Below are 23,631 nucleotides of genomic sequence, written 5' to 3'. Positions count from 1 at the left end.
ATTTTGGCTTGTTCACATGCTTTCACTCCTCTTCATTTACTTGTTGTTTTTCATCCCTTTATTTCGAAATGCGAAATGAATTCAACAAAAAAAGAGGCCACCAGCTTGCTGGTACGCCTCTTTTCGTCATGTAAAAAGGCGCATGTTGACAAATACGCAACATACGCCTTGATTCATCCGATCAATTGGAACAGACGAGTTCCTTTTCAATGACCAATGAAGGTGTAATTGTCACGTGAATCAACCCATTCATGCAGTTTGATTTCATTCTTCCAATGTTGCACATGACATTTCCTCCTTTTGGCTCTTGAATCTTTTTTTATCTTATAGTGGCTGTCACCATTTTGTCAATAAATATTTTTCAATAAATGAAATTTTCTAACAAAAATCCATCTTCCTTATGTGTATCTTTTTCTATTAACGGGTATACCATGAGTGTAAAGACTCCTTTTGAAAGGAATGAGGACATTGTTTCAAGCTGATCGGATGGTCGTTGCGTTTGATGGACATGAAGACAGTAAGAAAGCATTAAAAAAGGCAATCGCTTTAGCTAAAACCTTACATGCCAAGCTGACCGTTACCTATGCACATGATGGCAAAACAGACAGACAGGTGTTTGATGTGCCGCGCCCAATGACTGGCGGAGCTTATATCGGCGGCGGTACGGCAGATCTTCAAACACCCCCTGTATATGTACCTCATGATGAACAGCAAAGTCCCTTGATTTTTGAAGACCATACAGAAGAGGTCGTTGCGGAAGCAAGAATGCTTTTAAATGAGGAGCAGTTTGAGGCTGCCATTGAAATTGTAGAGGGAGAACCAGCGGAAGCGATTATCGAATATGCGGAGGAAATATCAGCAGACCTCATCGTCATGGGAGCACGTGACCAAAGCAGATTGAAAAAAATGCTGTTTGGCAGTGTGAGTGAAAAGTTATCAACAAAATCAGATATACCTGTGCTTATTGTGAAATAAATGCATCACAAAAGGCTGTAAACATTAGTTTACAGCCTTTTTTTATTTATGAAGAGATCGATGCTTCACTTTCATGGTTAATTTTTTGCTGAAAGCCTACCTGTACGCGCTTTGTCAGCTTGCCTGGAACGCCTTCCCCTACTGGCTCGCCATCTATTTCAACAATCGGAATGACTTCAGCTGTCGTCGAGCTGATGAAGATTTCCTGAGCGCGCAGCAGTTCTTCTTTGCTTATACGAGTTTCTTCAACAGTACACCCTTCTTCCTCACATACCTCCAGCAGCTTTCTACGAGTAATGCCGTTTAAAATGAGATTGTTTGCAGGATGAGTACGAATCACGCCATCAATCACGGCATATACATTCGAGGAGGTTCCCTCGGTCACAAAACCGTCTCTTATCAGGATTGCTTCAAACGCACCCGCTTCAGATGCTTTCTGCTTTTCCATGATGTTATATAAAAGGTTTAAGCTTTTGATATCACACCTTAACCAGCGAAGATCCTCAGATAATATGGCCTTTGCACCAGCTTTCTGCTCTTGAACAGGCTTTTTCACCTGGAACGTATATGCCGTGATTTGAGGAGTAAGAGAATCACTATATTGATGTTTACGAGGGGCGACACCCCGCGTGACTTGAATATACACACCGCCATCTGTTAATTGATTGTGAGCGACGAGCTGTTGTAACTTTTCTTCCATATCTGATACTGTACCTTGCAGATGAATGCCAATTTCCTTTGCACTCTTGAACAGACGCTCTGTATGTTCCTTTAACGTAAACAAAGTACCATTGTATACACGGATGACCTCATAGACTCCGTCACCAAATTGATAGCCTCTGTCCTCAATATCAATATGTGCATCCTTTTTTTCAATGAAATCTCCATTGTACAATATTTTCATATGGAATCTCCCCTTCGCTTTGCAATAATGGTTGAATCTGATGCTATCTTAGCGGATAAATGGGTTCGTTTCAATGATTATTCAGAATTATTTCACATCATATGAAATGGATAACCTTTCATTGTAACAAATATAGATTGATAACCAAAAAGATTCCAATTTTTTAGCATCTTCTATATTCATAGGCTCTTTTTTCCTGTATACTTACTCCATATAAACACGACAAAAAACAGCGAAAAAAGACAGAATCCACTACATGATTCGACACAAATTTTTGATTTATTGGAGCGATTGTAATGCAACGGGTTAAAAAAAAACAGACACCTTCAAACACAATGCTGCTCTCAAAGGCGATTGGTTTTGTCATCCTGACACTGATCCTCTTTTTTATTTGGGATATGTCCAAAACCAATATGCAGGCAGCAGATCAGCCGGCGAAATTATCTGCGAGCAGTCAATTTAGAGACACAAGCACTAGTATGAAAGCAAAAGATGCTTCTCGGAAAACATTAGATGCACATTTTAAGATCAATTCAGATAAACATATAACGGATCAAACGATCTTTTTAACCTTTGATGATGGTCCATCAGCGACTTCAAATCAGCTGTTAGATGTGCTAAAAGCGCATCAAGTGAAAGCCACATTCTTTATGCTCGGACCGCAGATTAAAGAACACCCGGCAGCTGTGAAAAGGCTCCATCAAGAAGGTCATCAATTAGGGCTTCATGGCATCACCCATGATGTGAAACGCTTTTATCAAAAAAAAGATTCTCCTGTTAACGAGATGAAGGAAGATCAGCGCATTTTGGCTTCTGTCACAGGTGAGTATACCCATCTTGTGAGAACACCTTATGGCAGCACCCCAAATTTAACCGATCAGCAAAAAGCACGTTTAAAACAAAAAGGCTTTGTCTACTGGGACTGGACCATTGACAGTCTTGACTGGAAATATAAAAGCTCAAAATATGTACCAGAGGTATTAAATCAGCTGCAAGTGCTGGAGACAAAATATCCAAAAGAACCAAAAATCATCTTAATGCATGATCAGCCGGCGACGGCAAAATACTTAAGCAGCTTAATTACGCAGCTAAAGGCAAAGGGTTATACATTTGAAGTCCTTGATGAAACAATGAAGCCGCTGCAGCAATAAAGTAAAACCCGCACCTTTAGGATGCGGGTTTTTTAATGATTTATAAAGCTTTCACGAGATCGCCAATTCGCTCATGAAAGACAAGATCAAAAAGCGGATCGAATTCTGTTTCACTCAAATTCATCATCACCATGAAGATGGAAGGATCATGAGCTGCATCCTCTGGAATATATCTTGCTGGCGCTACTTCTAAAGAAGTCCCCATGACGAGCAGCATGTCCGTTTTCTGAAGTGATGTCTCCACTTGATCAAGATGTTTGACCATATCTCCAAAAAGAACAACATCTGTTTTTAGCACACGTCCACACGTACTGCCGTCTGAGGAAACCCTTTGACAGACCGGCACCTCTTCTTTTAATAAATAAGGCAGATCATATTCCGCCTGACACGATGGACAAGTGGCCGTTTGAATGGAGCCATGGAGTTCATATACATGCTGGCTTCCCGCCTTTTTATGAAGGCCGTCAATATTTTGGGTGAAAATATCCACATGCTTCCCTTGTTGCTCAAGGCTGGCTAAAAAGGTGTGCCCGCTGTTTGGCTCGTATTCTCCACTCATTTTCATCTGAAACAATTCCTTAAATTTCGGCCAGAATTGATGAGGATTTGATAAAAAGTAGGATCGGCTCATCGCCTCCATGCGGGAAGTATCTTCTGTCCACAGACCACCCGTTGATCTAAAATCAGGAATACCCGATTCTGTACTCATACCTGCACCTGAGAGTACTGTGATATGTGAAGCCTGCGATAATTTCTCTCTTAACACATCCACCTTTGTTTGGTCCACACACCATTCCTCCTTTATTCACCCAGCTGCTTCTCACCTTTTTGTTTCATATAAATGGCCTGACCAGGGAAAGCAAATTCTACCCCTTCCTCGTGGAAAATATCTATGATGCGATAGTTAATATCCTGCTTAATATCAAGGTTTTCAGACCAAGCTGTCGTGTTTGTGTAAAAGTTGAAAAACAAGTTCAAATAGCTGTCTGCCAGTACATCGAGATTTACCATGATTGTCTCCTTATGCACACCATCATGCTCGTGAAGCATCTGTTTGAGACGCTTAATACACTGATCAATGTTTTCCTTTGGTGTATTGTAGGAAACGCGAACAGAGAACGTAATCTGACGTTTATTCATTCTTGTCCAGTTTGTGATTGGCTCCTTTGAAAGCGTAGAATTCGGAACGGTCACGACGGCTTCAGCAGGTGTTCGAAACCTTGTACTTCGAAATGTAATGTCCTCCACAGTCCCAAGAACACTTGGTGTCTCCACAAAGTCGCCCATCGTAAAAGGCTTCTCTGTAATGATGACAATCCCTCCAAAAAAGTTAGCCACTGTATCCTGAGCGGCGAGCGCAAAGGCTAGACCACCTAGACCGAGACCTGCCACAAGTCCATTTACGTCATAATTAAATTCTTGTGCAATGACACTAATACTCAGTGCAATAATAATGAAGCGAAGTACCTTTGATAAAAATGGTGCTAAAATATCATCCATATCTAATTCAAATTTCGAATTGACCTTTTGAAACAAGAAAGAAGATGCAGCGGTTAAATTACAAAGCCCCCACGTCAGCATCAATATAATAGAAGATCTATACAATTTAATGATGACATCCATATGATGCTCAAAGTATGGTGCCTGTCTTAACGCAAAATATAAACCAAGTGCCACGAAAAACAGCCTCGCTGGTTTTTCAAATGCCACAACAATTTGGTTAATGACCTCCGTTTTAGACCGATTCGTCAGCCTAAACAGAAGCTGAAATAAATACTTCGTAAATACTTTCCGAAGCAATAAAAAAAGCAATAAAATACAAAGGCTAATACCAATTTGGATCGCAATATCTACTGTAAAATATGTATCCAGCCATTTTTGTGTAAACATGTCTGTCTCTCTCCTTTAAAACAATCCTCTCTAGTTTATAATATAACCTTCGTTCATGTCCTCTCTTAAATGTCTGACCTCTACATAAAAAGCCTCGGGACTGATCCCGAGGCATGAAGTTCAAATATGAAATTTTGGCTAGAGACATATCGACGGGCAGCAAACTACTTTTTCTTCTGAGCCTGATCAAGGAGAGTCGCTTTAAACATTTCAGCATCCGTTTCGGCCTTAATACGTTCTTCCACTCTAATTCTCCCTTTACCCAATCATCTCGCCTCCTTTTCATCATTATAAAACATCAGAATTTTCAGTCAACATGACGAAAGCACTAATATTTTGACGAACGCTGACGATTTGGACAAAATTGATCGAAGAAAAAATGATGTAGTTCAGATTTACTCAATAAGAGCTTGGGATATTCCTGCAACTTTTCACCTTTCATACACGATGCTTACTCACCATATGCCATGTTCCATTACATACAGCTCTCCCTCGTACCATATAGTAAAGAAGGAAAAACTGCAAAAATTTGATATGATAAGACCAGATCTTATGTCAGGAGCTGGAGCATGTGTATATTATCGCGCATAGAGGGTCTTCAAGCGCTGCCCCAGAAAATACAATCGCTGCATTTGATTTAGCTGTTCAGCAGGGTGCGGATTATATTGAGTTAGACGTCCAGCTGACAATGGATCAGCACGTAGCCGTCATCCATGATGATACTGTTGATCGAACGAGTAACGGAAGCGGTTTAGTGAAAGGTTATACACTTGATCGGCTGAAGAAATTAGATGCAGGAAGCTGGTTTGATTCTCAGTACGCCAACGAACGAATTCCCACCTTACAGGAAATTCTTGAAAGATACAGTCAGCGTGTCGGGATACTGATTGAGATCAAGCATCCAAAACGGCAGATTGGGATTGAAAAGGCAGTTGTCGATATCATCAACCGGTTTGCCTATTCCCGTGACATCATGGTTCAATCTTTTGATGCCAATGCACTTCAAAGAGTCAAAGCTTACGCCCCTTCTCTTCGAACAGCTTTTATTATAAAACCCTCTGCCTTTAAACTGACGAAAAGGAAATTAGCGGAGTACAGCTCCTTTGCGGATTGCCTTAATATGAAGAAAACGATGATCAACAGCTGGTGGATTGATCGCATCCACTCATTTGGAATGGATGTCTTTATATGGACAGTGAAAGATCAAAAAACAGCCGACAGGATGAAAACATACCCCATTGATGGAGTGGTGACGGATCACCCGCCATTTTTTCTAAAGGAGAAATGATGTAAATGAAAGCATATCTCGCCGTATTTATCGGTGGATTGGTTGGTACTCTTTGCAGATATGAACTTAGCCAATCCGTTGTCAGCCAGACATTCCCCTATGCAACACTGATTGAAAACATGACAGGCAGTCTGCTTCTTGGCTTTTCAACAGGGTATTTTATGTTTCGGAAAGGAAAAAAATATCTTGCTGCTTTGATCGGAACAGGATTTTGCGGTGGTTTTACGACAATGTCCACTTTTTCTAAAGAAACGGTTCTCTTATTACAGGATGGACTGTTCACATCAAGTATCATGTACATTGTACTCTCAGTGATTGCTGGAGTGGGCGCTGCCTTATGTGGACTGATCACCGCTCAGCGCCTCTTTCAACAAGATGAGCAGCCGAAAGGAAGCAGATAAATGATTGTATTTTATACAGCTGTGGCCGGCGGGATGGGCAGTGCCCTTCGATTTTTCCTCAGTCAATCGATTCAGAAAACCAAGTTTCATACTCGTTTTCCGTATAGTATTATTCTCATCAACTTACTCGGCGCTGCCGGTTTAGGTTTACTGACAGGTGCAGTAACTGACAATGATCCGCTGCTTATGATCATTGGGACTGGTTTTTTCGGTGGTTTTACAACCTTCTCTACATTTAGTGTAGAAGCTGCGGCCATGCTGCATGAGCGGCAAATTGGACAACTTGCTGTCTACTTATTGGTCACAATCATCGGATCTTTATGTCTCTTTGCTGCGTTTTATCAAATAGGACAGCATCTTTAAATATTGGTGATGGCGGCTAAGCTGATGAGCAGCTGATCCATGAGCTGGCGCTTCATCAAAAAGAGTGTTTTTTCACTATAGCCAATTTCCATAGCACACTTTGCCATCCGCCAATCTCGAAAATATTTGTAATCGATGAGCTGCTGCTCTATTTCGTCCAACTCTTTTAATGCCGTTTCAATACAAGCAACGATGAGTTCATACTGATTTTTTTGCTCTTCTAACTTTTTCCGTGTCATGTGGTCGAGATGATGCGGGCTTCTTTTTTCAAGCTGCCTTTCGATATTTAAAATTGCTGCTTGATAATTTTTGAAATTCTTTAAATGAAACTCAATTCGTTTCATTGAGGTTTTTTTCTCCGTGATACTTGCTGTTTCATACCAAAGCATGTCCATCCCCCTTTATCGAACGTTTGTTCTTATTATATACCGAACATACATTCGTTAAAAAGAGACTAAATACCTAAAAAAACCTTGAGCTTATTTTTCGCTCAAGGTCATTTCGTTTACTAGCAGCGGCTCCTTTATATCAAGTCCAGTGCGTGTACTGCTTTTTTCTGACGTTGTGACGCCTTTTTTCAAATCGATCTTTTTAACGTAGCGTCCATCCATTTCCAGCACTTTCATTCGAATATCATCAAGATAGACGGATTGTCCTTCTCTGATATCAATATTCTCTTTTAAGATGAGTCCGCCGATTGTATCAATTTCCTCATCATGATAAGAGATCTCGATCAAATCTTGAATTTCATCTAATCTCACTTTGCCATCTAAAACATAATGATGATCGGCTCTTTTTTGAATAACTGGCTGTTCATCTTCATCGAATTCATCTCGAATATCTCCGACAATCTCTTCTAAAATATCTTCCGTTGTGACAAGTCCAGACGTTCCGCCATATTCGTCAGTTAAGATCGCCATATGCATTCTATCACGCTGCATCTTGACGAGAAGCTCTTGAATAGGAATCGTGTCGATAACCTCAATCACTGGATATATATAATCTTGAATTTTCAGTTGATCTTTTTCACCTTGATACACAAGATCTGCAAAGAGCTGCTTTTTGTTCAGCATGCCGATGACATGGTCTTTATCTCCTGAAAACACAGGGAAACGTGTATACTTTTCCTGCGTCATGATGGCGAGGATATCATCTAACGGCATATCTTCTGGAATCGCACAAATTTCTCTCCGCGGTACCATGATCTCTCTGGCAATTCGATTATCGAAATCGAAAATCTTGTTCATATAATTATATTCTGATGGGTTGATTTCCCCATTTTTTAAGCTCTCAGATAATAAAATCTTCAATTCCTCTTCAGAATGGGAATGTTCTTTTTCAGACCCCATATCGATGCCCATCATTTTAGTTAGCAGACGGGCTGACCCGTTTAACACATAAATGAAAGGGAACATAAGGATATAAAATGCATGCAGCGGGCCTGACAGCCATAGCGTCATTTTTTCCGCCTTTTGAATGGCAAGCGTTTTTGGTGCAAGCTCACCTACAACTACATGCAAAAAGGTAATAATAGAGAACGCAAGTGTTGCTGAGATCAGGCTGATTGCTGAATCAGGAATGTTTGTCAAACCAAAACCTCGAACCAAAAGTTCTTTCACAGCCGGCTTACCTATCCACCCTAAACCAAGGGATGTCACTGTAATACCGAGCTGACAGGCTGACAAATATTCATCTAGCCTTGATGTCACCTTTTTCGCCATGATGGCCTTTTTGGACCCTTCAGCAACAAGCTGATTAATTCTTGAACTTCTCACCTTTACTATGGCAAATTCAGATGCAACAAAGAAAGCTGTTAAAGCAATCAAAACACCGACTATACTCAGATTAACAATATCGTCCATTTAACCTTGCTCTTTCTTAGAAGAACAAGGAGTCACCTCCTGATTGATGATGTTATGTTTTGCAAAACGGTTAACTGATTAAATAAGACGACTTTGAGGGCCCCACTTAACCACCTCCGGTTCACGTAAAATTCCGCCTCTCTACATATATATGAAACGGTATTCATTTTATCTTACCATAAATAATCTGAAAATTCCTGTATCATCATGCTGTTTTTGACATGACTGACTAAATTGAGGGAAATCCTCCTCTGTTTCTTCTTATTGGCAGGAAATATGAACAATTAACTTGTGTTTCAGACTAGAATTATATTAAACTATTTTCATAAACTATAACGTGACGGTTAGGAGGAGATGTTCAGATGGGGCTGAGAAAAAGTATCGTATTGGTGAACTAGCACAGATTGCACAGGTGACGAAACGAACTGTAGATTATTATACAAATCTAGGTTTGCTTGCGCCTGTTAGATCTTGCTCAAATTATCGTTATTACGATGAATATGCTTTAAAACGATTACAATTAATCGTTCTTTGCAAACAGCAGAGATTGGCTCTTTCTGACATCAAATCCAGATTAGATGAACAATTCCCTTCTCAAAAGGAAGATCATGATGAACTTGTCCATTTAACCTCTGATATCGATCGGATGAATGAGCATATGGACCGCATTTTGGCACGTTGTAAGCAGCTTCAGCCAGAGCAACGTGAAAAACTAAAAGAGCAGCTTACTCCTGAAAAAATGACGGCTGTCCAATCATTTTTACTGCTGTTAAGTTAAAATTTTTACTAAACAGGAGGTGTTACCTTCGTTCTCAAAGTCAGAACGAAGGCCTTAATTGGACATAGTTAATTTACTCATAGTTGCTTTACTTATAGCTTTAACCGCGTTTTTCGTTGCATCAGAGTTTGCGATCATTCGCTTAAGAAGCTCAAGAATTGATCAGTTAATCGCAGAAGGTAATAAAACAGCAGTTGCTGTCAAGCATGTAACGACTCACCTTGATGAGTACCTATCAGCCTGTCAGCTTGGTATTACCATTACCGCCCTTGGTATTGGTTGGTTAGGGGAAGAAACAATTGCGCATATGCTTGCGCCGCTCTTTGCAGAGTTGTCCATTCCTCAATCAGCTAGTTCTATTGTCACTTTTATTATTGCGTTTAGTATCATGACGTTTTTACACGTTGTCGTTGGAGAACTTGCACCGAAAACACTCGCCATTCAAAAGGCTGAGCAAGTATCCCTTCTTTTTGCTAGACCACTGATGATCTTTTACAAAGTGATGTTCCCGTTCATTTGGGTATTAAATGGATCTGCTCGTTTGTTAACGAAAGCGTTCGGTCTTCAGCAAGTATCTGAGCATGACATGGCGCACTCTGAGGAAGAATTGCGGATTATTTTATCAGAGAGCTATAAGAGCGGCGAGATTAACCAGTCTGAATTCAAATATGTAAATAAAATTTTCGAATTTGATGACCGTCTGGCGAAAGAAATTATGATTCCTCGTACCGAAGTTGTCAGCTTCCCGTATGATATTACCATTGAGGAAATGCTGAAGGTAACAAAGGTAGAGAAATATACACGTTATCCAATTGAAGATGGCGACAAAGACAACATTATCGGTGTTCTTAACATTAAAGAGGTTCTCACTGCCTGCATTAGCGGTGAGTGCTCTACAAGCGATACGATCGAAAAGTTTGTCAATCCGATTATTCATGTGATTGAAACGGTTCCTGTTCATGATTTACTGCTCAAAATGCAGCGTGAACGTGTACACATGGCCATTTTATCAGATGAATATGGCGGTACAGCAGGTCTTGTGACCGTTGAAGACATCCTTGAAGAAATCGTTGGTGAAATTCGTGATGAGTTCGACATTGATGAAATCAACGAAGTGCGTAAACTTGGAGAAGACCATTACATCTTTGATGGCAAGGTTCTTGTTGATCAAGTCAACCTGCTATTAGGTACACAGCTTGATAATGAAGAGGTCGACACAATCGGCGGCTGGTTCCTTACTCAGAAATATGAAGTAGAGAAAAATGACGCCATTCGTGAACAAGGCTATGAATTTATTATTAATGAAGTCGATGGACACCATGTGGCATACATCGAAGTAAAAAAGTTAAATGAACAATTATTAGAAGCAGCTGAAGAAGGCGCTTCGTAACAAAAAACGCCCACTTGCTTAAGCAAGTGGGCGTTTCACATTGTGGACAAAGGGCTAAAATGATTTTATTTTAGCCCTTTGTCTTCTTTTTCAGCGTGATAGAAAACCTTTGAAGTCTAGGAAGGACGAGTACCGGAGCGGAGCGAATTGAGCATTCGTGAGCACCGGCACGCAGGACTGACACCGAATGCGAGGGTTTGTCTACACGCTGAAACGACCCTTGCCTAAGCAAGCGGTCGTTTTTCTTATGCCTTTTCCATTAATTGAGCTTCTAGCTCTTTGATTCTTGTGTTTAATACTTCTGTCATGGCACCTAATCTTTCTTTTGGCGGCAGATGGTCAAATTCAGACAGCTCAATCGGTTCACCAATGATTAAGCGCATTTTCCCTTTTTTGAAAAGGCTTTTCGCATTTGAAGGTCCTTTGTATGCGGCTGGAACAATTGGCGCTTTACCGAGCTGCGCAATGGTAACCGCCCCTCTTTTTAAAGGAACATCCTCTGTTGTACGTGTTCCGCTTGGAAAAATCCCAACGATCTTTCCCTCTTTTAATAATTTAATGGGCGTTTTAATACTGCTTGGCCCAGGATTCTCTCGATCAACAGGAAAGGCATGAATCTTTTTTAAAAATCCACCGATCCATTTATTTGCAAACAATTCTTTTTTCGCCATGTAGTGGATCTCAAACGGAAGAATTCCTGCGCCTAATGCAAGAACATCCACAAAACCCTCATGTGTACAAGCAATGACAAAACCCCGATCAGTTGGCAGATTCTCTTTTTGATATACTTTGATTCCACCTCGGAGACCAAATAATAGTTTGACGGTATAGCCTGAAAATTTATACATAGTGCACTTCCTTTGTTTGAAGAATGAAGGATTTGTCTCTATTATAACAAATTTTTTATTACCTGGTACTAAAAATTTGTACACAGTCCAATCCTCCCTATTTTTTTCGTTTAAAAATGAACGTTCTGCCTGTATTCAAGCACCAGGTTTTAGGGGAGAATAGAATAGGAATTGTGTCCAATTTTGTCGTTTTTCGATGTTTTTTCCTGATTTGTTCTATTGAAAATACTTTATAAATGATGCAAATTTCGCTATGATAAGGAGAAATGATTTTGATTCGGCGAAAGAAATGAGTAATGTACGGTAATGAGAAGTTTCGTGCAACTTTATGCCTTTCTTATGCGTGTATAACATAGAGGGGAGAAAAATCAGTGACGATCGATGAAATTTATCAAATGTATATGAACGATGTTTACAGGTTTCTGCTCTCCATGACAAAAGACAAACATTTGGCAGAAGACTTATTGCAGGAAACCTTTATGCGTGCGTATATACATATTCATTCCTACGACCATAGCAAAGTGAAACCTTGGTTATTTCAGGTGGCACGAAATGCTTTTATTGATTATGTCAGGAAACATAAAAAAGAAGTGACCATATCGGATGACCTCATTGGCGGTCTTTTACAAACGTCTGTACAAAGCCCTGCTGAACAGGTTGAAATAAAGGAAGTCCTCACCATGTATTTAGAGCAGCTTCCAGATAACTACAAGGAAGCGTTGACATTGTATTATTTAAAAGAACTAAATTACAAGGAAGCATCCAAGGTCATGAATATTACTGAAGCAAATTTCAAAAGTGTTTTATTTCGTGCAAGGCAGCGCCTAAAAGCACTTTACAACAGAGGTGTTAATGATGAATGAAGAGTTTAACAAGCGATGGGAACAATATAATAATGGTGAGATGAATGAGGAAGAAATGATAGCGTTTGAGGAAGAGCTTGAAGAAAACGAAAAACGCTTAAGCCAGGAACTGAACGACTCGGATTGGACAGATTTTTCCATCAGTCCTGAGAAGCAAAAAGCCATTTTACAATACGGAAAAAGAAAGTCATATTTACGTATTTCCGTACTTGCTGTCATATCGACACTCATTATTTTACCGCTTTGTACATTAGGAAGTTATTTATACTACGGCGTTGGCGGAGCCGAGAGCAAAGGCAATCACTTCATGGAAACAGCCGCTGTCACCGTCGCTTTGACCAAACCAAACGTGGCCATTGATATGAAGGATTTAAAAGGTCAGGTCAAGCTTTTTGGGATGAACACCGAATTGAAGCTGCAAAAGCAAATTGGCAATAAAACAGAAGCTATTGGCAGTGAACAAATCGAGATGTTTTTCGATAAATTAAAGCAGCCTACTATCTCTTATTATGGTGACAGCGCACGCGAAACGGAGGGTTTCTTTACCCATCCTTCGGCGCAGGCAGATGCCTCAAAAAAACAAACACTCACTACGTTAGACAAGCTTCCTGAAGGAACAGTAAGTGAAGTGTATGTATCCTATGACAGAGCTTACACACCAAAGGATATTTATTCCTTTGCTAAAAAATACGATATGAAAGTGCTGTGGAATGCGATTAAAACAGAGGATTCATTAAGTGGTAATCAGCGGCCAATCGGCTTTCCTGGGAAGGACTCTGAATTTTTAAAAGAGCTTCAGCACACATCAAAAACTGAGGTAGATCAATTCAAAGATGCCCTTGCTTATGTTAATCAGCACCCGACATGGGCAACAACGATCTCTGGCAGACCTGATCTTGATCTGTCTAATCGTATACGCTATATCGATCAAAATGGCGTCACCGTTTATGGCTCTGTGGTCACTGGACCTTCTAAAGAAATTGAGAAATTTGTAAAGACAAAACGCATTAAAACGGCAAAAGTGAGCGAGGTGGAATTATGGAATTGGTAAGAATTTTTAAAGAGCATAATGTTTTTGGCTGGATTTCTGTCGGCACAGCGATATTATCCCTGCTCATGCTAAACCTCGCCATTATCAGCAACGTGACATTTTATTCTTTTCAAATGCTTCCTTTTGCAATGGCCGCAGTTCCATTTGGCATTATTGAACTGTTCATTAAAAAAGGCCGTACGGGTCCAGGTTTCCTCGGTGTCGTACTGAATATCTTTGTCATTGTTTGTGTCTATGCCATCGTATCAATCGATGTCGATCTTCAGTTAGGTTTTTAATCAGCACTCAAAAGCAAAAGCCCGTGTTACTTGACTAATGCCAAGCAGCACGGGCTTTTTTCATTTACTTTTTATTCAATTCTGAATGCTTTCTTGAATATAAGAAATACACAACCAGCCCAATGGCAAGCCAGATTAAGAAACGAACAAAGGTGATTGCACCAAGCTTATAAATGAGCAATCCGCAAGATAGAATAGCTAAGATCGGAATAAGCGGAACTGCTGGGCATCTGAAAGCTCGTGGTAAGTCCGGCTGCGTTTTTCTCATCACAATGACCGCCACTGAAATCAAAATGAATGCTGAAAGTGTCCCGATGTTTACTAGGCTTGCCAGCTCATCAAGTGGAATAAATCCACCCATTAATGCTGACAATGTACCGAAGAACAGTGTATTGATGTAAGGAGTTTTATGCTTTGGGTGAACTTTTGATAATACCTTTGGCACCAAGCCATCACGAGACATAGCAAACATCACGCGTGTCTGGCCGTACAGCATGACAAGCATTACGGTTGTCATCCCTAGAATCGCTCCGACATCCACAATACCAGCCACCCAGTTTTGTCCGGCTACTTGTAAAACGAGAGACACTGGATGTGATACTCCTTCAAAATTCATGAAAGGAACAATGCCCGTCATAATCGCACTAACAATGACATAAAGCAGTGTACAAATCAATAAGGAAGTAATAATCCCTCTAGGCAGGTTGCGTGATGGATTTTTTGTCTCCTCTGCCGCAGAAGCAACTGCATCAAACCCGATAAATGCAAAGAATACTAGGGCTGCTGCACTTAAGACCCCTGATGTCCCAAATGGTACGAATGGTGTCCAGTTTTCAGGTTTTACATATTTCACAGCGACTAAAATAAAGAGCAGAATCACAGCAATTTTCATAATAACCATGATGTTATTTACTCGTTTTGATTCTTTAATACCAAAGTACAGCAGGAAGGTGATGACCATTAAAATAATAAATGCTGGAAGATTAAAATATGTCACTTGCCCCTTTAAACCACCAGGTGCTGCTGTTAACTCAACTGGTATATGAATCCCTATCCCATTTAAAAATGACACAAAATAGCCTGACCAGCCCGCTGAAACGGCACTAGCGGCCAGCATATATTCTAATATTAAATCCCATCCAATGATGAATGCTAGAAATTCCCCCATTGATGCGTACGTAAATGTATACACAGACCCTGATACAGGCACTGTGGAAGCAAATTCCGCGTATGACAGTGCTGCAAACAAACAAGCAAGACCTGCGATGACAAATGATAGCACGAGTCCTGGCCCCGCAGTGACGGCTCCTGTACCTGTTAGAACAAATATCCCTGTCCCGATAATGGCTCCAATGCCCAGCATGGTTAAATCAAATGAACCCAATTCCTTTTTTAATGCTTTTTCCCCTTGTGTTGCCGCAATGAGCTCTGAAATGCTCTTTTTTCTAAACAACGAATTGCTCATACCATCACTCCCAAAACTTAGTATCAGTCTAAAGACGCCACATTTATGTAATTCACGATATTTTCTGAATATTTAGATTAAATTTAGCGCAATAAATTGGTGGCGTAAAATTATTATATATGAAAATTAAAAAATGAAAACACTTTTTTTAAAAATAGAGTGAAAATTCTTATATATCAACGAAAATATTGTCAATAAAACGGTTAGATTTTCTTCAATCCTTATTCAATTGATAGTTTGTCTCCCTCTATTTATTATACAACATGGAAGATTATATTTTTTTCATATACTTATTATTCAACAAAAATAAGACCCTTTTTTAAAAGTGGGTCCACAATTATGTTATTTTAAAGCCTTTAGACTGATAGTGATCTATGAGAAAAAGACCAGTTCTGCGGCATAAATGATATATGAAAAAAAGACCAGTTCTGCGGCATAAATGATATATGAAAAAAGAGACTGCTTCATAGCAGTCTCTTCAAATGAATTAGTTTACAAATGTTTTCGCTCCAAGATAAATAGGCTTCCAATAGCTTGATGTCATATCACTGATCGTTACACCGTCAGAAGCAGCATGGATAAACTTATTGTTCCCAAGGTAGACACCCATGTGAGATGGACCCGATTTATACGTTGTAAAGAAGACAAAATCTCCAGCCTTTGGTTTGGATACACTTTTCATCGATCCCCAGAAACCTTCAGTTGTTTGTCTTGAAATCTTTTTTTGTTTGTTAATGATATACCACATAAATCCGCTGCAATCAAAGCCCTTCGGTGTCGTTCCACCCCATCTATATGGAGTACCGTTTTGCGCTTTAGCATCTGCTATGAGTTTAGACGTGTTTAAGGAAGAAGTAGAGACTGTTTTTTCTTTCACAGGTTTCGTCTTTACTTTAGACGTCTTTTTCACCTTTAGCTTTTGACCGATTTTAATGAGGTCTGTTTTAAGTTTATTTAACGATTTCAACTCTTTCACAGTCATCCCGTATTTTTTGCCAATCTTAGATAATGTATCTCCTTTGACAACTTTATGAGTGGCAGTTGCTGAAGCCGTTTTTACTTTTGTTGTTGTTTTTGATGTCTTCACTGCTTTTTTCGAAGAAGTGCCATTCACTTTTAAGGTTTGTCCAACATAAATCACGTTAGATTTCAGCTTATTGTCTGATTTAATTTTGCTCACGCTTGTTTTGTATCTTTTCGCTAGAACAGAAAGAGAGTCACCTTTTTGAACTTTTACTGATTGTGCTGAGGCAGCTCCGGCAAATAATGTCGTCCCAAGTAGAACTGCACTTGCAGCTGTGATCAATTGTTTTTTCATTTGTTCCTCCTGTATGTATCTATCTGATCCGAATTTTTATCTACTCCCTATTATAAGGATCAAATACCAGAAGAAATAGTCTTGACTTCCTACGACATTATGCTTATTAATTCGGCAAAATTTATTTTTTTTTAGGGTTCTTTTTATTTCATTTTTATTACACAATCATGACAAAATAATCGCATCTTGTCATGGATAAATGATACATTCATTTCTCTTTTTGGTTCATTCTATGTAAAGTGGACCTTTACAATTTTAAAGTGAACTTTACGATGCTGTAAAACGGAATCCACACTTCTGCTCTACCATTGTAAACGTAAGAGCGATACATGAACAATGAGGAGGCAAAATGAATGAGTGTGTTGAAAAGCTCGAAAACGAAAATCGCTGCAGTGGCAGCAGCATCTGTGCTATCGATTGGCATTTTTTCAGGGATTGAATTTGGACAAGCTGACAAAGCTGAGGCTAAAAAGAAGCCGAAAAATGACGTGCAAAATGTGATCGTGCTGATTGGAGATGGCATGGGAACACCTTATCTTTCAACTTACCGCTCATTTAAACATAACGGTGACCTTTCAAAGCAAACAGCGTTTGACCCTTACCTCACTGGCATGCACAAAACATACCCTGACGACTCTAAAAATAACATTACCGATTCAGCAGCAGCTGGTACAGCCATGGCTACTGGTAAAAAGACATACAACAATGCCATTGGTGTAAACAAAAACGGCAAAAAACTAAAAACCGTTTTAGAAGAAGCCAAACGAAAAGGAAAATCGACGGGTCTTGTCGTGACATCTGAATTAACAAATGCTACGCCTGCTGCGTATGCCGCTCACGATGTGTCTAGGAAAAACACTGCAGCCATCGCCGATGACTTCTTCGATGAGAAAATCGGAAAACAGCATACAGTCGATGTCATGCTTGGCGGAGGTCTTGTCGACTTTGTCCGAAAAGATCGTGATCTGACGAAGGAATTCAGACAAGCCGGTTATGATTATGTCACCAATAAAGCCGCCTTACAAAAAAACAAAAATGAAAAAGTGTTAGGCATTTTTGCCGATGGAGGTCTCGATAAAGCCATTGATCGTGATCAAACGACCCCTTCCCTGCAAGACATGACATCCTCAGCCATCAAACAGCTGTCTAAAAACAAAAAAGGATTTTTCCTTATGGTCGAAGGCAGTCAAATTGACTGGGCTGGACATGATCATGATATTGTCAGTGCGATGAGTGAAATGAAGGATTTTGAAAAAGCATTTGAAGAAGCGATTCGTTTTGCGAAAAAGGATAAAAACACGTTAGTCATCACGACCGCGGATCATTCAACTGGCGGACTTTCCTTCGGAGCAGACGGTTCAGGGAGCTGGGATTACAAACCGGTAAAAGCAGCGAAAAAAACGCCTGACTTTATCGCAAACAAAATTGTCAGCGGCATGCCTGTCGAGTCAGCCCTGAAACAATATATCAATCTTGATTTCACAAAAGAAGAAATAGCATCTATTCAAAAGGCCGCTGAAACAAAGGATACTGTTAAAATTGATGATGCAATTGAAGAAGTGATCAATACAAGGTCACATACAGGCTGGACAACATCTGGTCATACCGGTGATGAAGTTCCATTCTTTGCGTATGGCCCAACAAGCCAGCAGCTAAAAGGTCTAATGGAAAATACCGATCAAGCAAAACACATTTTCAAACTGCTGAAAAACCAATAAAATGGACAAAAAAGATGTCTGCTAAGAGACATCTTTTTTGGTCTTTTTCATGCAAGATATTTCCTATGAACCCCTTTTCCATCATAAGAAAACATCACTTCTTTTCCTTCAAGAACGGACTCGATATGCACACTTCTTCCCCACAGCTGATATAAATACGGAAGGACTTTTTCTAAGTATTTCAGATCAAGTTCAATGCCTTCATACCAATGCTTGATATAAAGTTCGTTATTTTTTAAATAGTCGCCATCGATCACGGTCAAATACGGAAAGCCGCCATTCACTCTCATACTGACTAACTGATCACGAACCGCCTTCCATTCTTTATCAATGACTTTATAGTCCCTCCCCTGCTTTTGAAACAAGTACAAATCTTCTCTCATCACAAGGTCTTTCGTTAAGTAGTTTCGAATAAAGGAAATATCTGACTCAATTTCTCTGACTTCAAACATTTTGCTGCGGCCAGATCCTTCTGTGACCCCTGCTTTTTTTAATTCTTCACATGGGTTGTCATAACGCTCTTCGATATCTTCAAAAATCTTCAGCCCTAAATAGTAAGGATTGATGCCTGTTTTAGATGGCTGCACCACACCTGCATTTAATTTCGCAAACTCTATCGATTCACTTGAATCCAAATCAAGCTCCCGCATAATCCGCTGGTGCCAATACGATGCCCAGCCTTCATTCATTATCTTTGTTTCCAGCTGCGGCCAAAAATAGAGCATTTCTTCTCTCAGCATGGTAAGGACATCCCGCTGCCACGGCTCCAGCTCGCGGGAATGCGCCTCAATAAAGAGTAAAAGATCCTTTTCCGGCTTTGGCGGAAACTGCTTAACAGTTTTCTTTTTCTCACGCGTTTTCGGCTCATCCATTCCCCACAAATCATCATATGGCGTTTGACGTTTTGGTTTATCATCTTCACTTTCTTCATCGTCCATATTCCAACTTAATTTTGATCGAACAAGAGATGGATCAATATGCTCTTGGATAGCCAATACGGCATCTAAAAAGGACTCGACTTCTTTTGTTCCATGGATATGCTCATATTCTTTGATCCGCTCTGCCGCTGCTGACATACTTTCGACCATATCTCGTTTTGTGTTTTGGAAACGGCAATTATTTTTGAAGAAATCACAGTGTGCCAATACATGAGCCACAATTAATTTATTTTGAACGAGCGTATTGTTATCAAGTAGAAAGGCGTAGCAAGGATTTGAATTGATGACCAGTTCATAAATTTTGCTTAACCCTAAATCATAATGAAGCTTCATTTTATGAAATTGCTTCCCAAAGCTCCAGTGGCTGAATCGTGTTGGCATTCCATATGCACCGAACGTATAAATAATTTCCGCGGGACAGATTTCATACCTCATCGGATAAAAATCTAGACCAAATCCTTCTGCAATCTCTGTAATTTCATCAATCGCTCTTTGTAAAAGACGTTTTTCAGATACGCTCAAGGAAACCATCCCTCCTCATCGGACTTATCCCTACTATATGAGCGTATGTAAAAAAACATGATGTTCCGCCAATCGTTTAGACGACTTCTATTTCTTTTGTGGATTGCCCGCCGAATGCTTCGAAATGAATATGGTGTGCTGGAATTCCCAGCTCTTTTAGATGATGAATGATCTCCTGTGTAAACACCGGGGATCCGCATAGATAAAATTGGCCTTTCCCTTCTCCGATTACCGATTGAAGAAATGGACGGTCAATGCGGGAAGCCGCTTTCTCAACAAGTTCACCCTTTCCAGACTGCGCAAATTGTTCGTTACATAGGATGATGCGTCCATAGGAAGCTGAAGCTAGAACGCGTTCAAACTCATTTTCAAAAGCGATGACATCCTCTAATCGATCTGTATGAATCATCGTGAATGTCTGGCTGTTTTGTGCGGCAGTTTTCACTAAACCAATCATTGGTGTGACACCAGACCCAGCACTGATGAAATAAACAGGCTCTTTTATGTCATCTTGCAAACAGAACATTCCCTGCGGCATACTCACTTGAAGAACGTCCCCTTCTTCCATTTCATCATGCAAAAATGTAGACACATGACCGTCACGCTTCACTGTAATACGGTAATAAGATGGATGATGCTCGTCTGATAAGCTGTATTGTCTGCTGCACATATAGGCTTCTCCTGGCATATCTGCCTGAACCGTAATGTATTGGCCTGCTTTATACATTGGCAGCTCTGATCCATCTTCTGGTACTAAATAAAAAGAGATAAGCGAAGGAGATTCTTGCTTCTTTTTCTTAATCACAAACGGCTTCACATCTGCCCATCCGCCTGTCTGGTTCACATTTTCATCCATCATTTCTGCTTCTATGGTGATGAAAATATTCGCAATGATGTCATATGCAGCTTTCCAAGCTAATAAAGTGGCATCTTCTTCTCTTAAACCAAACACCTCTTTCATCGCTTCAATCAGGTGATATCCGACAATTGGGTATTGTTCTTTTTTGACCATGACACTGACATGCTTATGGGCAATTTGTTTGACCGCAGGAAGTAATTCCTCTAACCGATCAATGTGCAGTGCAGCTTGATATAGTGTCGCAGCAAGTGCCTCTGGCTGACTTCCGTTCATCAGATTTGTTTTATTAAATTGATTGAGCAGCTCCGGGTGCTGGCGAATCATATTTTGATAAAAAACAGTGACAAGTTTGGTTCCCTCGGCTTTTAGTAGAGGTGCTGATTGCTTTATTGCATTCATTTGATCTTTAGATAACATCGTCATTCCTTCTTTCAAAAGAAGTATTTTAAATACATCTTTATCGTAATAGATGACAGCCTCCAAAAGCAATATTTATAATACATGTTTTAAATGTTGTCACATTTTACACTTTCTCGAACAGTTTTTGTCTAAAATGTGTTACGATGATACAAAACTCTATTAGGTTTAGAGGTCGTCAAAATGAAACTTACGAATTACACAGATTTCTCATTAAGGGTACTCATTTATTTAGCTTCGAGAGAAAATAATGAACTGTCAAATATTCAGCAGATCGCCGATGTTTATGGCATTTCTAAAAATCATCTGACGAAGGTGATTTATCATCTTGGAAAACGCGGGTATGTGGAAACGATTCGCGGAAGAAATGGCGGGATCAGGCTTGGAAAAAGCCCAGAAAGTATTAATATTGGAGAGGTTGTCCGTTATACAGAGGATGATTTAGTCATGGTTGAATGCTTTGATCCAAAGAAAAACAGCTGCATCATCTCCCCAATTTGTTCATTAAAGCATGTACTTCATGAAGCACTCACTGCTTATTTAAGCGTTCTAGACCGATACACACTAAACGATTTAACACAAAACAAAGATGCTCTTAGAGAGCTCCTGCTTTAAGGCGAAAGAATTTATTCTTTCGTCTTTTTCTTTACCTTCTTGTAATAATAATTTATTTAAAATTATTATAAATAAATATTGACTATCATGTTTGATTCAATATAATTAGGGTATATAGATTGCTAGAAAACACTTTTTTGTTTACAGGAGGAGAAAAGAATGACAAATTCAAATCATAAAAATTTGACAACGAACCAAGGAGTGCCTGTTGGCGATAACCAAAACTCAAGAACAGCTGGTCACCGCGGACCTACCTTTCTTGATGATTACCATTTGATTGAAAAACTTGCACACTTTGACCGTGAACGTATTCCAGAGCGCGTCGTTCATGCAAGAGGCGCCGGCGCTTACGGTGTGTTTGAAGTAGAAAACAGCATGGAGAAACATACAAAAGCAGCCTTCTTAAGTGAAGAAGGAAAACAAACAGACGTTTTTGTTCGCTTCTCTACCGTTATTCATCCGAAAGGTTCACCTGAAACATTGCGTGACCCGCGCGGCTTTGCTGTCAAATTTTATACAGAAGAAGGCAACTATGATCTCGTTGGTAACAACTTGCCGATCTTCTTTATTCGTGATGCATTGAAATTCCCTGATATGGTTCACTCTCTCAAGCCAGATCCTGTAACCAATATTCAAGATCCTGACCGTTATTGGGATTTTATGACCTTAACGCCTGAATCCACTCATATGCTCACATGGCTTTTCTCTGACGAAGGAATCCCTGCAAGCTACGCTGAAATGCGCGGTTCTGGTGTGCATACATTTAGATGGGTGAACAAATACGGTGAAGCAAAATATGTGAAATATCACTGGAGACCTTCTGAAGGTATTCGCAACTTATCTATGGAAGAAGCAGCGGAAATTCAAGCAAACGATTTCCAGCATGCGACAAGAGATTTATATGACCGCATTGAAAAAGGCAACTTCCCAGCATGGGACTTATATGTTCAGCTTATGCCGCTTAGCGATTATGATGACCTTGATTATGATCCATGTGACCCAACAAAAACATGGAGCGAGGAAGATTACCCGCTTCAAAAAGTAGGACGCATGACACTCAACCGCAATCCTGAGAACTTCTTTGCTGAAACAGAACAGTCTGCTTTCACGCCAAGTGCATTTGTTCCAGGAATTGAGGCATCTGAAGATAAACTGCTTCAAGGCCGTCTGTTCTCATATCCTGATACGCAGCGCCACCGTCTTGGTGCGAACTACATGCGCATTCCGGTTAACTGCCCTTATGCACCTGTACACAATAACCAGCAGGATGGCTTTATGACAACGACTCGTCCAAGCGGTCATATTAACTATGAACCAAACCGTTATGCCGATCAGCCAAAAGAAAACCCTCACTACAAAGAAAGTGAGCCAGTTCTTCACGGTGACCGTATGGTGAGACAAAAAATTGAAAAACCGAACGATTTCAAACAAGCTGGAGAAAAATATCGAAGCTACTCTGAAGAAGAGAAACAAGCATTGATTAAAAACCTAACAGCTGATTTGAAAGATGTTAATGACCAAACAAAATTACTTGCAATCTGCAACTTCTATCGTGCCGATGAAGATTACGGCCAGCGATTAGCGGATTCACTTGGTGTGGATATTCGCGCTTATCTTCAAGGTAGCATGAAGTAATTCCATTTCGAAAAAAATTGTTGGACAAAGGGCTAAAATGATCTTTATTTTAGCCCTTTGTCTTTTTTGACTGAACGCCTCAAGCACCCTTTACAAAAAAAG

At 39.9% G+C, this 23,631-nt stretch carries 24 protein-coding genes; 13 read left to right on the top strand and 11 right to left on the bottom strand.

Annotated elements, in window-relative coordinates:
* The first annotated feature begins 468 nt into the window (after positions 1–468).
* Positions 469–975 (top strand): universal stress protein, encoded by a 507-nt coding sequence (locus MHB67_RS04770; RefSeq protein WP_024425740.1) that lies wholly within the window; start codon positions 469–471, stop codon positions 973–975.
* A 46-nt stretch (positions 976–1,021) separates the two neighbouring features.
* On the opposite strand, the gene dat is transcribed toward MHB67_RS04770, so the two are convergent.
* Positions 1,022–1,879 carry a D-amino-acid transaminase gene (dat, locus tag MHB67_RS04765; protein ID WP_133744032.1) on the bottom strand — a complete coding sequence of 286 codons (858 nt, stop codon included), beginning with the start codon at positions 1,877–1,879 and terminating at the stop codon, positions 1,022–1,024.
* A 296-nt stretch (positions 1,880–2,175) separates the two neighbouring features.
* On the opposite strand from dat, the gene MHB67_RS04760 reads away from it, so the two are divergent.
* Positions 2,176–3,030 carry a polysaccharide deacetylase family protein gene (locus MHB67_RS04760; protein ID WP_024425738.1) on the top strand — a complete coding sequence of 285 codons (855 nt, stop codon included), beginning with the start codon at positions 2,176–2,178 and terminating at the stop codon, positions 3,028–3,030.
* 40 nt (positions 3,031–3,070) lie between these two features.
* Here MHB67_RS04760 and MHB67_RS04755 read toward each other — a convergent pair whose 3' ends face one another.
* The 3 genes from MHB67_RS04755 to MHB67_RS04745 form a co-directional block, all read right to left on the bottom strand.
* The gene (locus MHB67_RS04755) at positions 3,071–3,817 is read right to left on the bottom strand and encodes an NAD-dependent protein deacylase (RefSeq protein WP_151039226.1); all 747 of its coding nucleotides are present in this window, start codon (positions 3,815–3,817) and stop codon (positions 3,071–3,073) included.
* Positions 3,818–3,831: 14 nt separating this feature from the next.
* Positions 3,832–4,920 carry a mechanosensitive ion channel family protein gene (locus tag MHB67_RS04750; RefSeq protein WP_151039224.1) on the bottom strand — a complete coding sequence of 363 codons (1,089 nt, stop codon included), beginning with the start codon at positions 4,918–4,920 and terminating at the stop codon, positions 3,832–3,834.
* A gap of 164 nt (positions 4,921–5,084) precedes the next feature.
* Complete coding sequence (locus tag MHB67_RS04745) at positions 5,085–5,186, bottom strand: YhdX family protein (protein ID WP_017360338.1); 102 nt, start codon at positions 5,184–5,186, stop codon at positions 5,085–5,087.
* A 305-nt stretch (positions 5,187–5,491) separates the two neighbouring features.
* Here MHB67_RS04745 and MHB67_RS04740 point away from each other — a divergent pair, with 305 nt between their 5' ends.
* The 3 genes from MHB67_RS04740 to crcB (MHB67_RS04730) are packed head-to-tail and all read left to right on the top strand — an operon-like array spanning position 5,492 to position 6,972.
* Entirely contained in the window at positions 5,492–6,208 is a 717-nt protein-coding gene (locus MHB67_RS04740; protein ID WP_342492829.1) for a glycerophosphodiester phosphodiesterase family protein, read from the top strand.
* Between the two features lie 5 nt (positions 6,209–6,213).
* Positions 6,214–6,609, top strand: coding sequence for a fluoride efflux transporter CrcB (crcB, locus tag MHB67_RS04735; protein ID WP_044333773.1), 396 nt, complete (start codon positions 6,214–6,216; stop codon positions 6,607–6,609).
* A complete protein-coding gene (gene crcB / locus MHB67_RS04730) occupies positions 6,610–6,972 on the top strand; it encodes a fluoride efflux transporter CrcB (protein ID WP_044333775.1) in 363 nt (120 codons plus the stop codon).
* Here the strand turns inward: crcB (MHB67_RS04730) and MHB67_RS04725 are convergent.
* Positions 6,969–7,361 carry a hypothetical protein gene (locus MHB67_RS04725; protein ID WP_024425732.1) on the bottom strand — a complete coding sequence of 131 codons (393 nt, stop codon included), beginning with the start codon at positions 7,359–7,361 and terminating at the stop codon, positions 6,969–6,971. The genes crcB (MHB67_RS04730) and MHB67_RS04725 overlap by 4 nt on opposite strands.
* 90 nt (positions 7,362–7,451) lie before the next feature.
* Complete coding sequence (locus MHB67_RS04720) at positions 7,452–8,834, bottom strand: hemolysin family protein (RefSeq protein ID WP_342492828.1); 1,383 nt, start codon at positions 8,832–8,834, stop codon at positions 7,452–7,454.
* A 337-nt stretch (positions 8,835–9,171) separates the two neighbouring features.
* Here MHB67_RS04720 and MHB67_RS04715 point away from each other — a divergent pair, with 337 nt between their 5' ends.
* Both MHB67_RS04715 and MHB67_RS04710 read left to right on the top strand, forming a co-directional pair.
* Positions 9,172–9,612: a MerR family transcriptional regulator gene (locus MHB67_RS04715; RefSeq protein ID WP_034667702.1), complete on the top strand. Its 441-nt coding sequence runs from the start codon at positions 9,172–9,174 to the stop codon at positions 9,610–9,612.
* Positions 9,613–9,670: 58 nt separating this feature from the next.
* Positions 9,671–11,002: a hemolysin family protein gene (locus MHB67_RS04710; RefSeq protein WP_024426590.1), complete on the top strand. Its 1,332-nt coding sequence runs from the start codon at positions 9,671–9,673 to the stop codon at positions 11,000–11,002.
* Positions 11,003–11,247: 245 nt separating this feature from the next.
* On the opposite strand, the gene MHB67_RS04705 is transcribed toward MHB67_RS04710, so the two are convergent.
* Complete coding sequence (locus MHB67_RS04705) at positions 11,248–11,850, bottom strand: 1-acyl-sn-glycerol-3-phosphate acyltransferase (protein ID WP_024425286.1); 603 nt, start codon at positions 11,848–11,850, stop codon at positions 11,248–11,250.
* 371 nt (positions 11,851–12,221) lie between these two features.
* Between MHB67_RS04705 and MHB67_RS04700 the strand changes: the two genes are divergently transcribed.
* Genes MHB67_RS04700 through MHB67_RS04690 form a run of 3 tightly spaced genes read left to right on the top strand, consistent with a single transcriptional unit; the run spans position 12,222 to position 14,042 of the window.
* Positions 12,222–12,713 (top strand): sigma-70 family RNA polymerase sigma factor, encoded by a 492-nt coding sequence (locus MHB67_RS04700; protein ID WP_024425287.1) that lies wholly within the window; start codon positions 12,222–12,224, stop codon positions 12,711–12,713.
* Positions 12,706–13,764 (top strand): anti-sigma factor, encoded by a 1,059-nt coding sequence (locus MHB67_RS04695; protein ID WP_024426591.1) that lies wholly within the window; start codon positions 12,706–12,708, stop codon positions 13,762–13,764. The genes MHB67_RS04700 and MHB67_RS04695 overlap by 8 nt, the downstream gene beginning before the upstream one ends.
* A complete protein-coding gene (locus MHB67_RS04690; RefSeq protein ID WP_024425288.1) occupies positions 13,752–14,042 on the top strand; it encodes a hypothetical protein in 291 nt (96 codons plus the stop codon). The genes MHB67_RS04695 and MHB67_RS04690 overlap by 13 nt, the downstream gene beginning before the upstream one ends.
* 64 nt (positions 14,043–14,106) lie before the next feature.
* On the opposite strand, the gene MHB67_RS04685 is transcribed toward MHB67_RS04690, so the two are convergent.
* Positions 14,107–15,507 (bottom strand): amino acid permease, encoded by a 1,401-nt coding sequence (locus MHB67_RS04685; RefSeq protein WP_044333781.1) that lies wholly within the window; start codon positions 15,505–15,507, stop codon positions 14,107–14,109.
* 487 nt (positions 15,508–15,994) lie between these two features.
* A complete protein-coding gene (locus MHB67_RS04680) occupies positions 15,995–16,825 on the bottom strand; it encodes a C40 family peptidase (protein ID WP_024426592.1) in 831 nt (276 codons plus the stop codon).
* A gap of 353 nt (positions 16,826–17,178) precedes the next feature.
* Between MHB67_RS04680 and MHB67_RS04675 the strand changes: the two genes are divergently transcribed.
* Positions 17,179–18,543, top strand: coding sequence for an alkaline phosphatase (locus MHB67_RS04675; protein ID WP_024425291.1), 1,365 nt, complete (start codon positions 17,179–17,181; stop codon positions 18,541–18,543).
* Between the two features lie 47 nt (positions 18,544–18,590).
* Here the strand turns inward: MHB67_RS04675 and MHB67_RS04670 are convergent, their stop codons facing one another.
* A complete protein-coding gene (locus MHB67_RS04670) occupies positions 18,591–20,003 on the bottom strand; it encodes a SpoVR family protein (RefSeq protein WP_103132137.1) in 1,413 nt (470 codons plus the stop codon).
* Between the two features lie 76 nt (positions 20,004–20,079).
* A complete protein-coding gene (locus MHB67_RS04665) occupies positions 20,080–21,279 on the bottom strand; it encodes a globin domain-containing protein (RefSeq protein ID WP_103132138.1) in 1,200 nt (399 codons plus the stop codon).
* A gap of 183 nt (positions 21,280–21,462) precedes the next feature.
* On the opposite strand from MHB67_RS04665, the gene MHB67_RS04660 reads away from it, so the two are divergent.
* Together MHB67_RS04660 and MHB67_RS04655 are read left to right on the top strand one after the other, a co-directional pair.
* Positions 21,463–21,894, top strand: a complete 432-nt coding sequence (locus MHB67_RS04660; RefSeq protein WP_024425294.1) for an Rrf2 family transcriptional regulator — start codon at positions 21,463–21,465, stop codon at positions 21,892–21,894.
* Positions 21,895–22,053: 159 nt separating this feature from the next.
* Positions 22,054–23,529, top strand: coding sequence for a catalase (locus MHB67_RS04655; RefSeq protein WP_024425295.1), 1,476 nt, complete (start codon positions 22,054–22,056; stop codon positions 23,527–23,529).
* The last annotated feature ends 102 nt before the right edge of the window (positions 23,530–23,631 follow it).

The organism is Bacillus sp. FSL H8-0516 (assembly GCF_038635285.1).
Taxonomy (GTDB): Bacteria; Bacillota; Bacilli; order Bacillales; family Bacillaceae; genus Bacillus; species Bacillus safensis.
The sequence above is the reverse complement of the archived record's forward strand: the minus strand, read 5'-3'. Positions and strand labels throughout refer to the sequence as shown.

Coding starts and splice junctions, on each gene's coding strand:
- dat (WP_133744032.1), bottom strand. CDS start 1,879: ATGAAAATATTGTACAATGGAGATTTCATTGAAAAAAAGGATGCACAT.
- MHB67_RS04760 (WP_024425738.1), top strand. CDS start 2,176: ATGCAACGGGTTAAAAAAAAACAGACACCTTCAAACACAATGCTGCTC.
- MHB67_RS04750 (WP_151039224.1), bottom strand. CDS start 4,920: ATGTTTACACAAAAATGGCTGGATACATATTTTACAGTAGATATTGCG.
- crcB (WP_044333773.1), top strand. CDS start 6,214: ATGAAAGCATATCTCGCCGTATTTATCGGTGGATTGGTTGGTACTCTT.
- crcB (WP_044333775.1), top strand. CDS start 6,610: ATGATTGTATTTTATACAGCTGTGGCCGGCGGGATGGGCAGTGCCCTT.
- MHB67_RS04725 (WP_024425732.1), bottom strand. CDS start 7,361: ATGCTTTGGTATGAAACAGCAAGTATCACGGAGAAAAAAACCTCAATG.
- MHB67_RS04720 (WP_342492828.1), bottom strand. CDS start 8,834: ATGGACGATATTGTTAATCTGAGTATAGTCGGTGTTTTGATTGCTTTA.
- MHB67_RS04705 (WP_024425286.1), bottom strand. CDS start 11,850: ATGTATAAATTTTCAGGCTATACCGTCAAACTATTATTTGGTCTCCGA.
- MHB67_RS04695 (WP_024426591.1), top strand. CDS start 12,706: ATGAATGAAGAGTTTAACAAGCGATGGGAACAATATAATAATGGTGAG.
- MHB67_RS04690 (WP_024425288.1), top strand. CDS start 13,752: ATGGAATTGGTAAGAATTTTTAAAGAGCATAATGTTTTTGGCTGGATT.
- MHB67_RS04685 (WP_044333781.1), bottom strand. CDS start 15,507: ATGAGCAATTCGTTGTTTAGAAAAAAGAGCATTTCAGAGCTCATTGCG.
- MHB67_RS04680 (WP_024426592.1), bottom strand. CDS start 16,825: ATGAAAAAACAATTGATCACAGCTGCAAGTGCAGTTCTACTTGGGACG.
- MHB67_RS04675 (WP_024425291.1), top strand. CDS start 17,179: ATGAGTGTGTTGAAAAGCTCGAAAACGAAAATCGCTGCAGTGGCAGCA.
- MHB67_RS04665 (WP_103132138.1), bottom strand. CDS start 21,279: ATGTTATCTAAAGATCAAATGAATGCAATAAAGCAATCAGCACCTCTA.
- MHB67_RS04660 (WP_024425294.1), top strand. CDS start 21,463: ATGAAACTTACGAATTACACAGATTTCTCATTAAGGGTACTCATTTAT.
- MHB67_RS04655 (WP_024425295.1), top strand. CDS start 22,054: ATGACAAATTCAAATCATAAAAATTTGACAACGAACCAAGGAGTGCCT.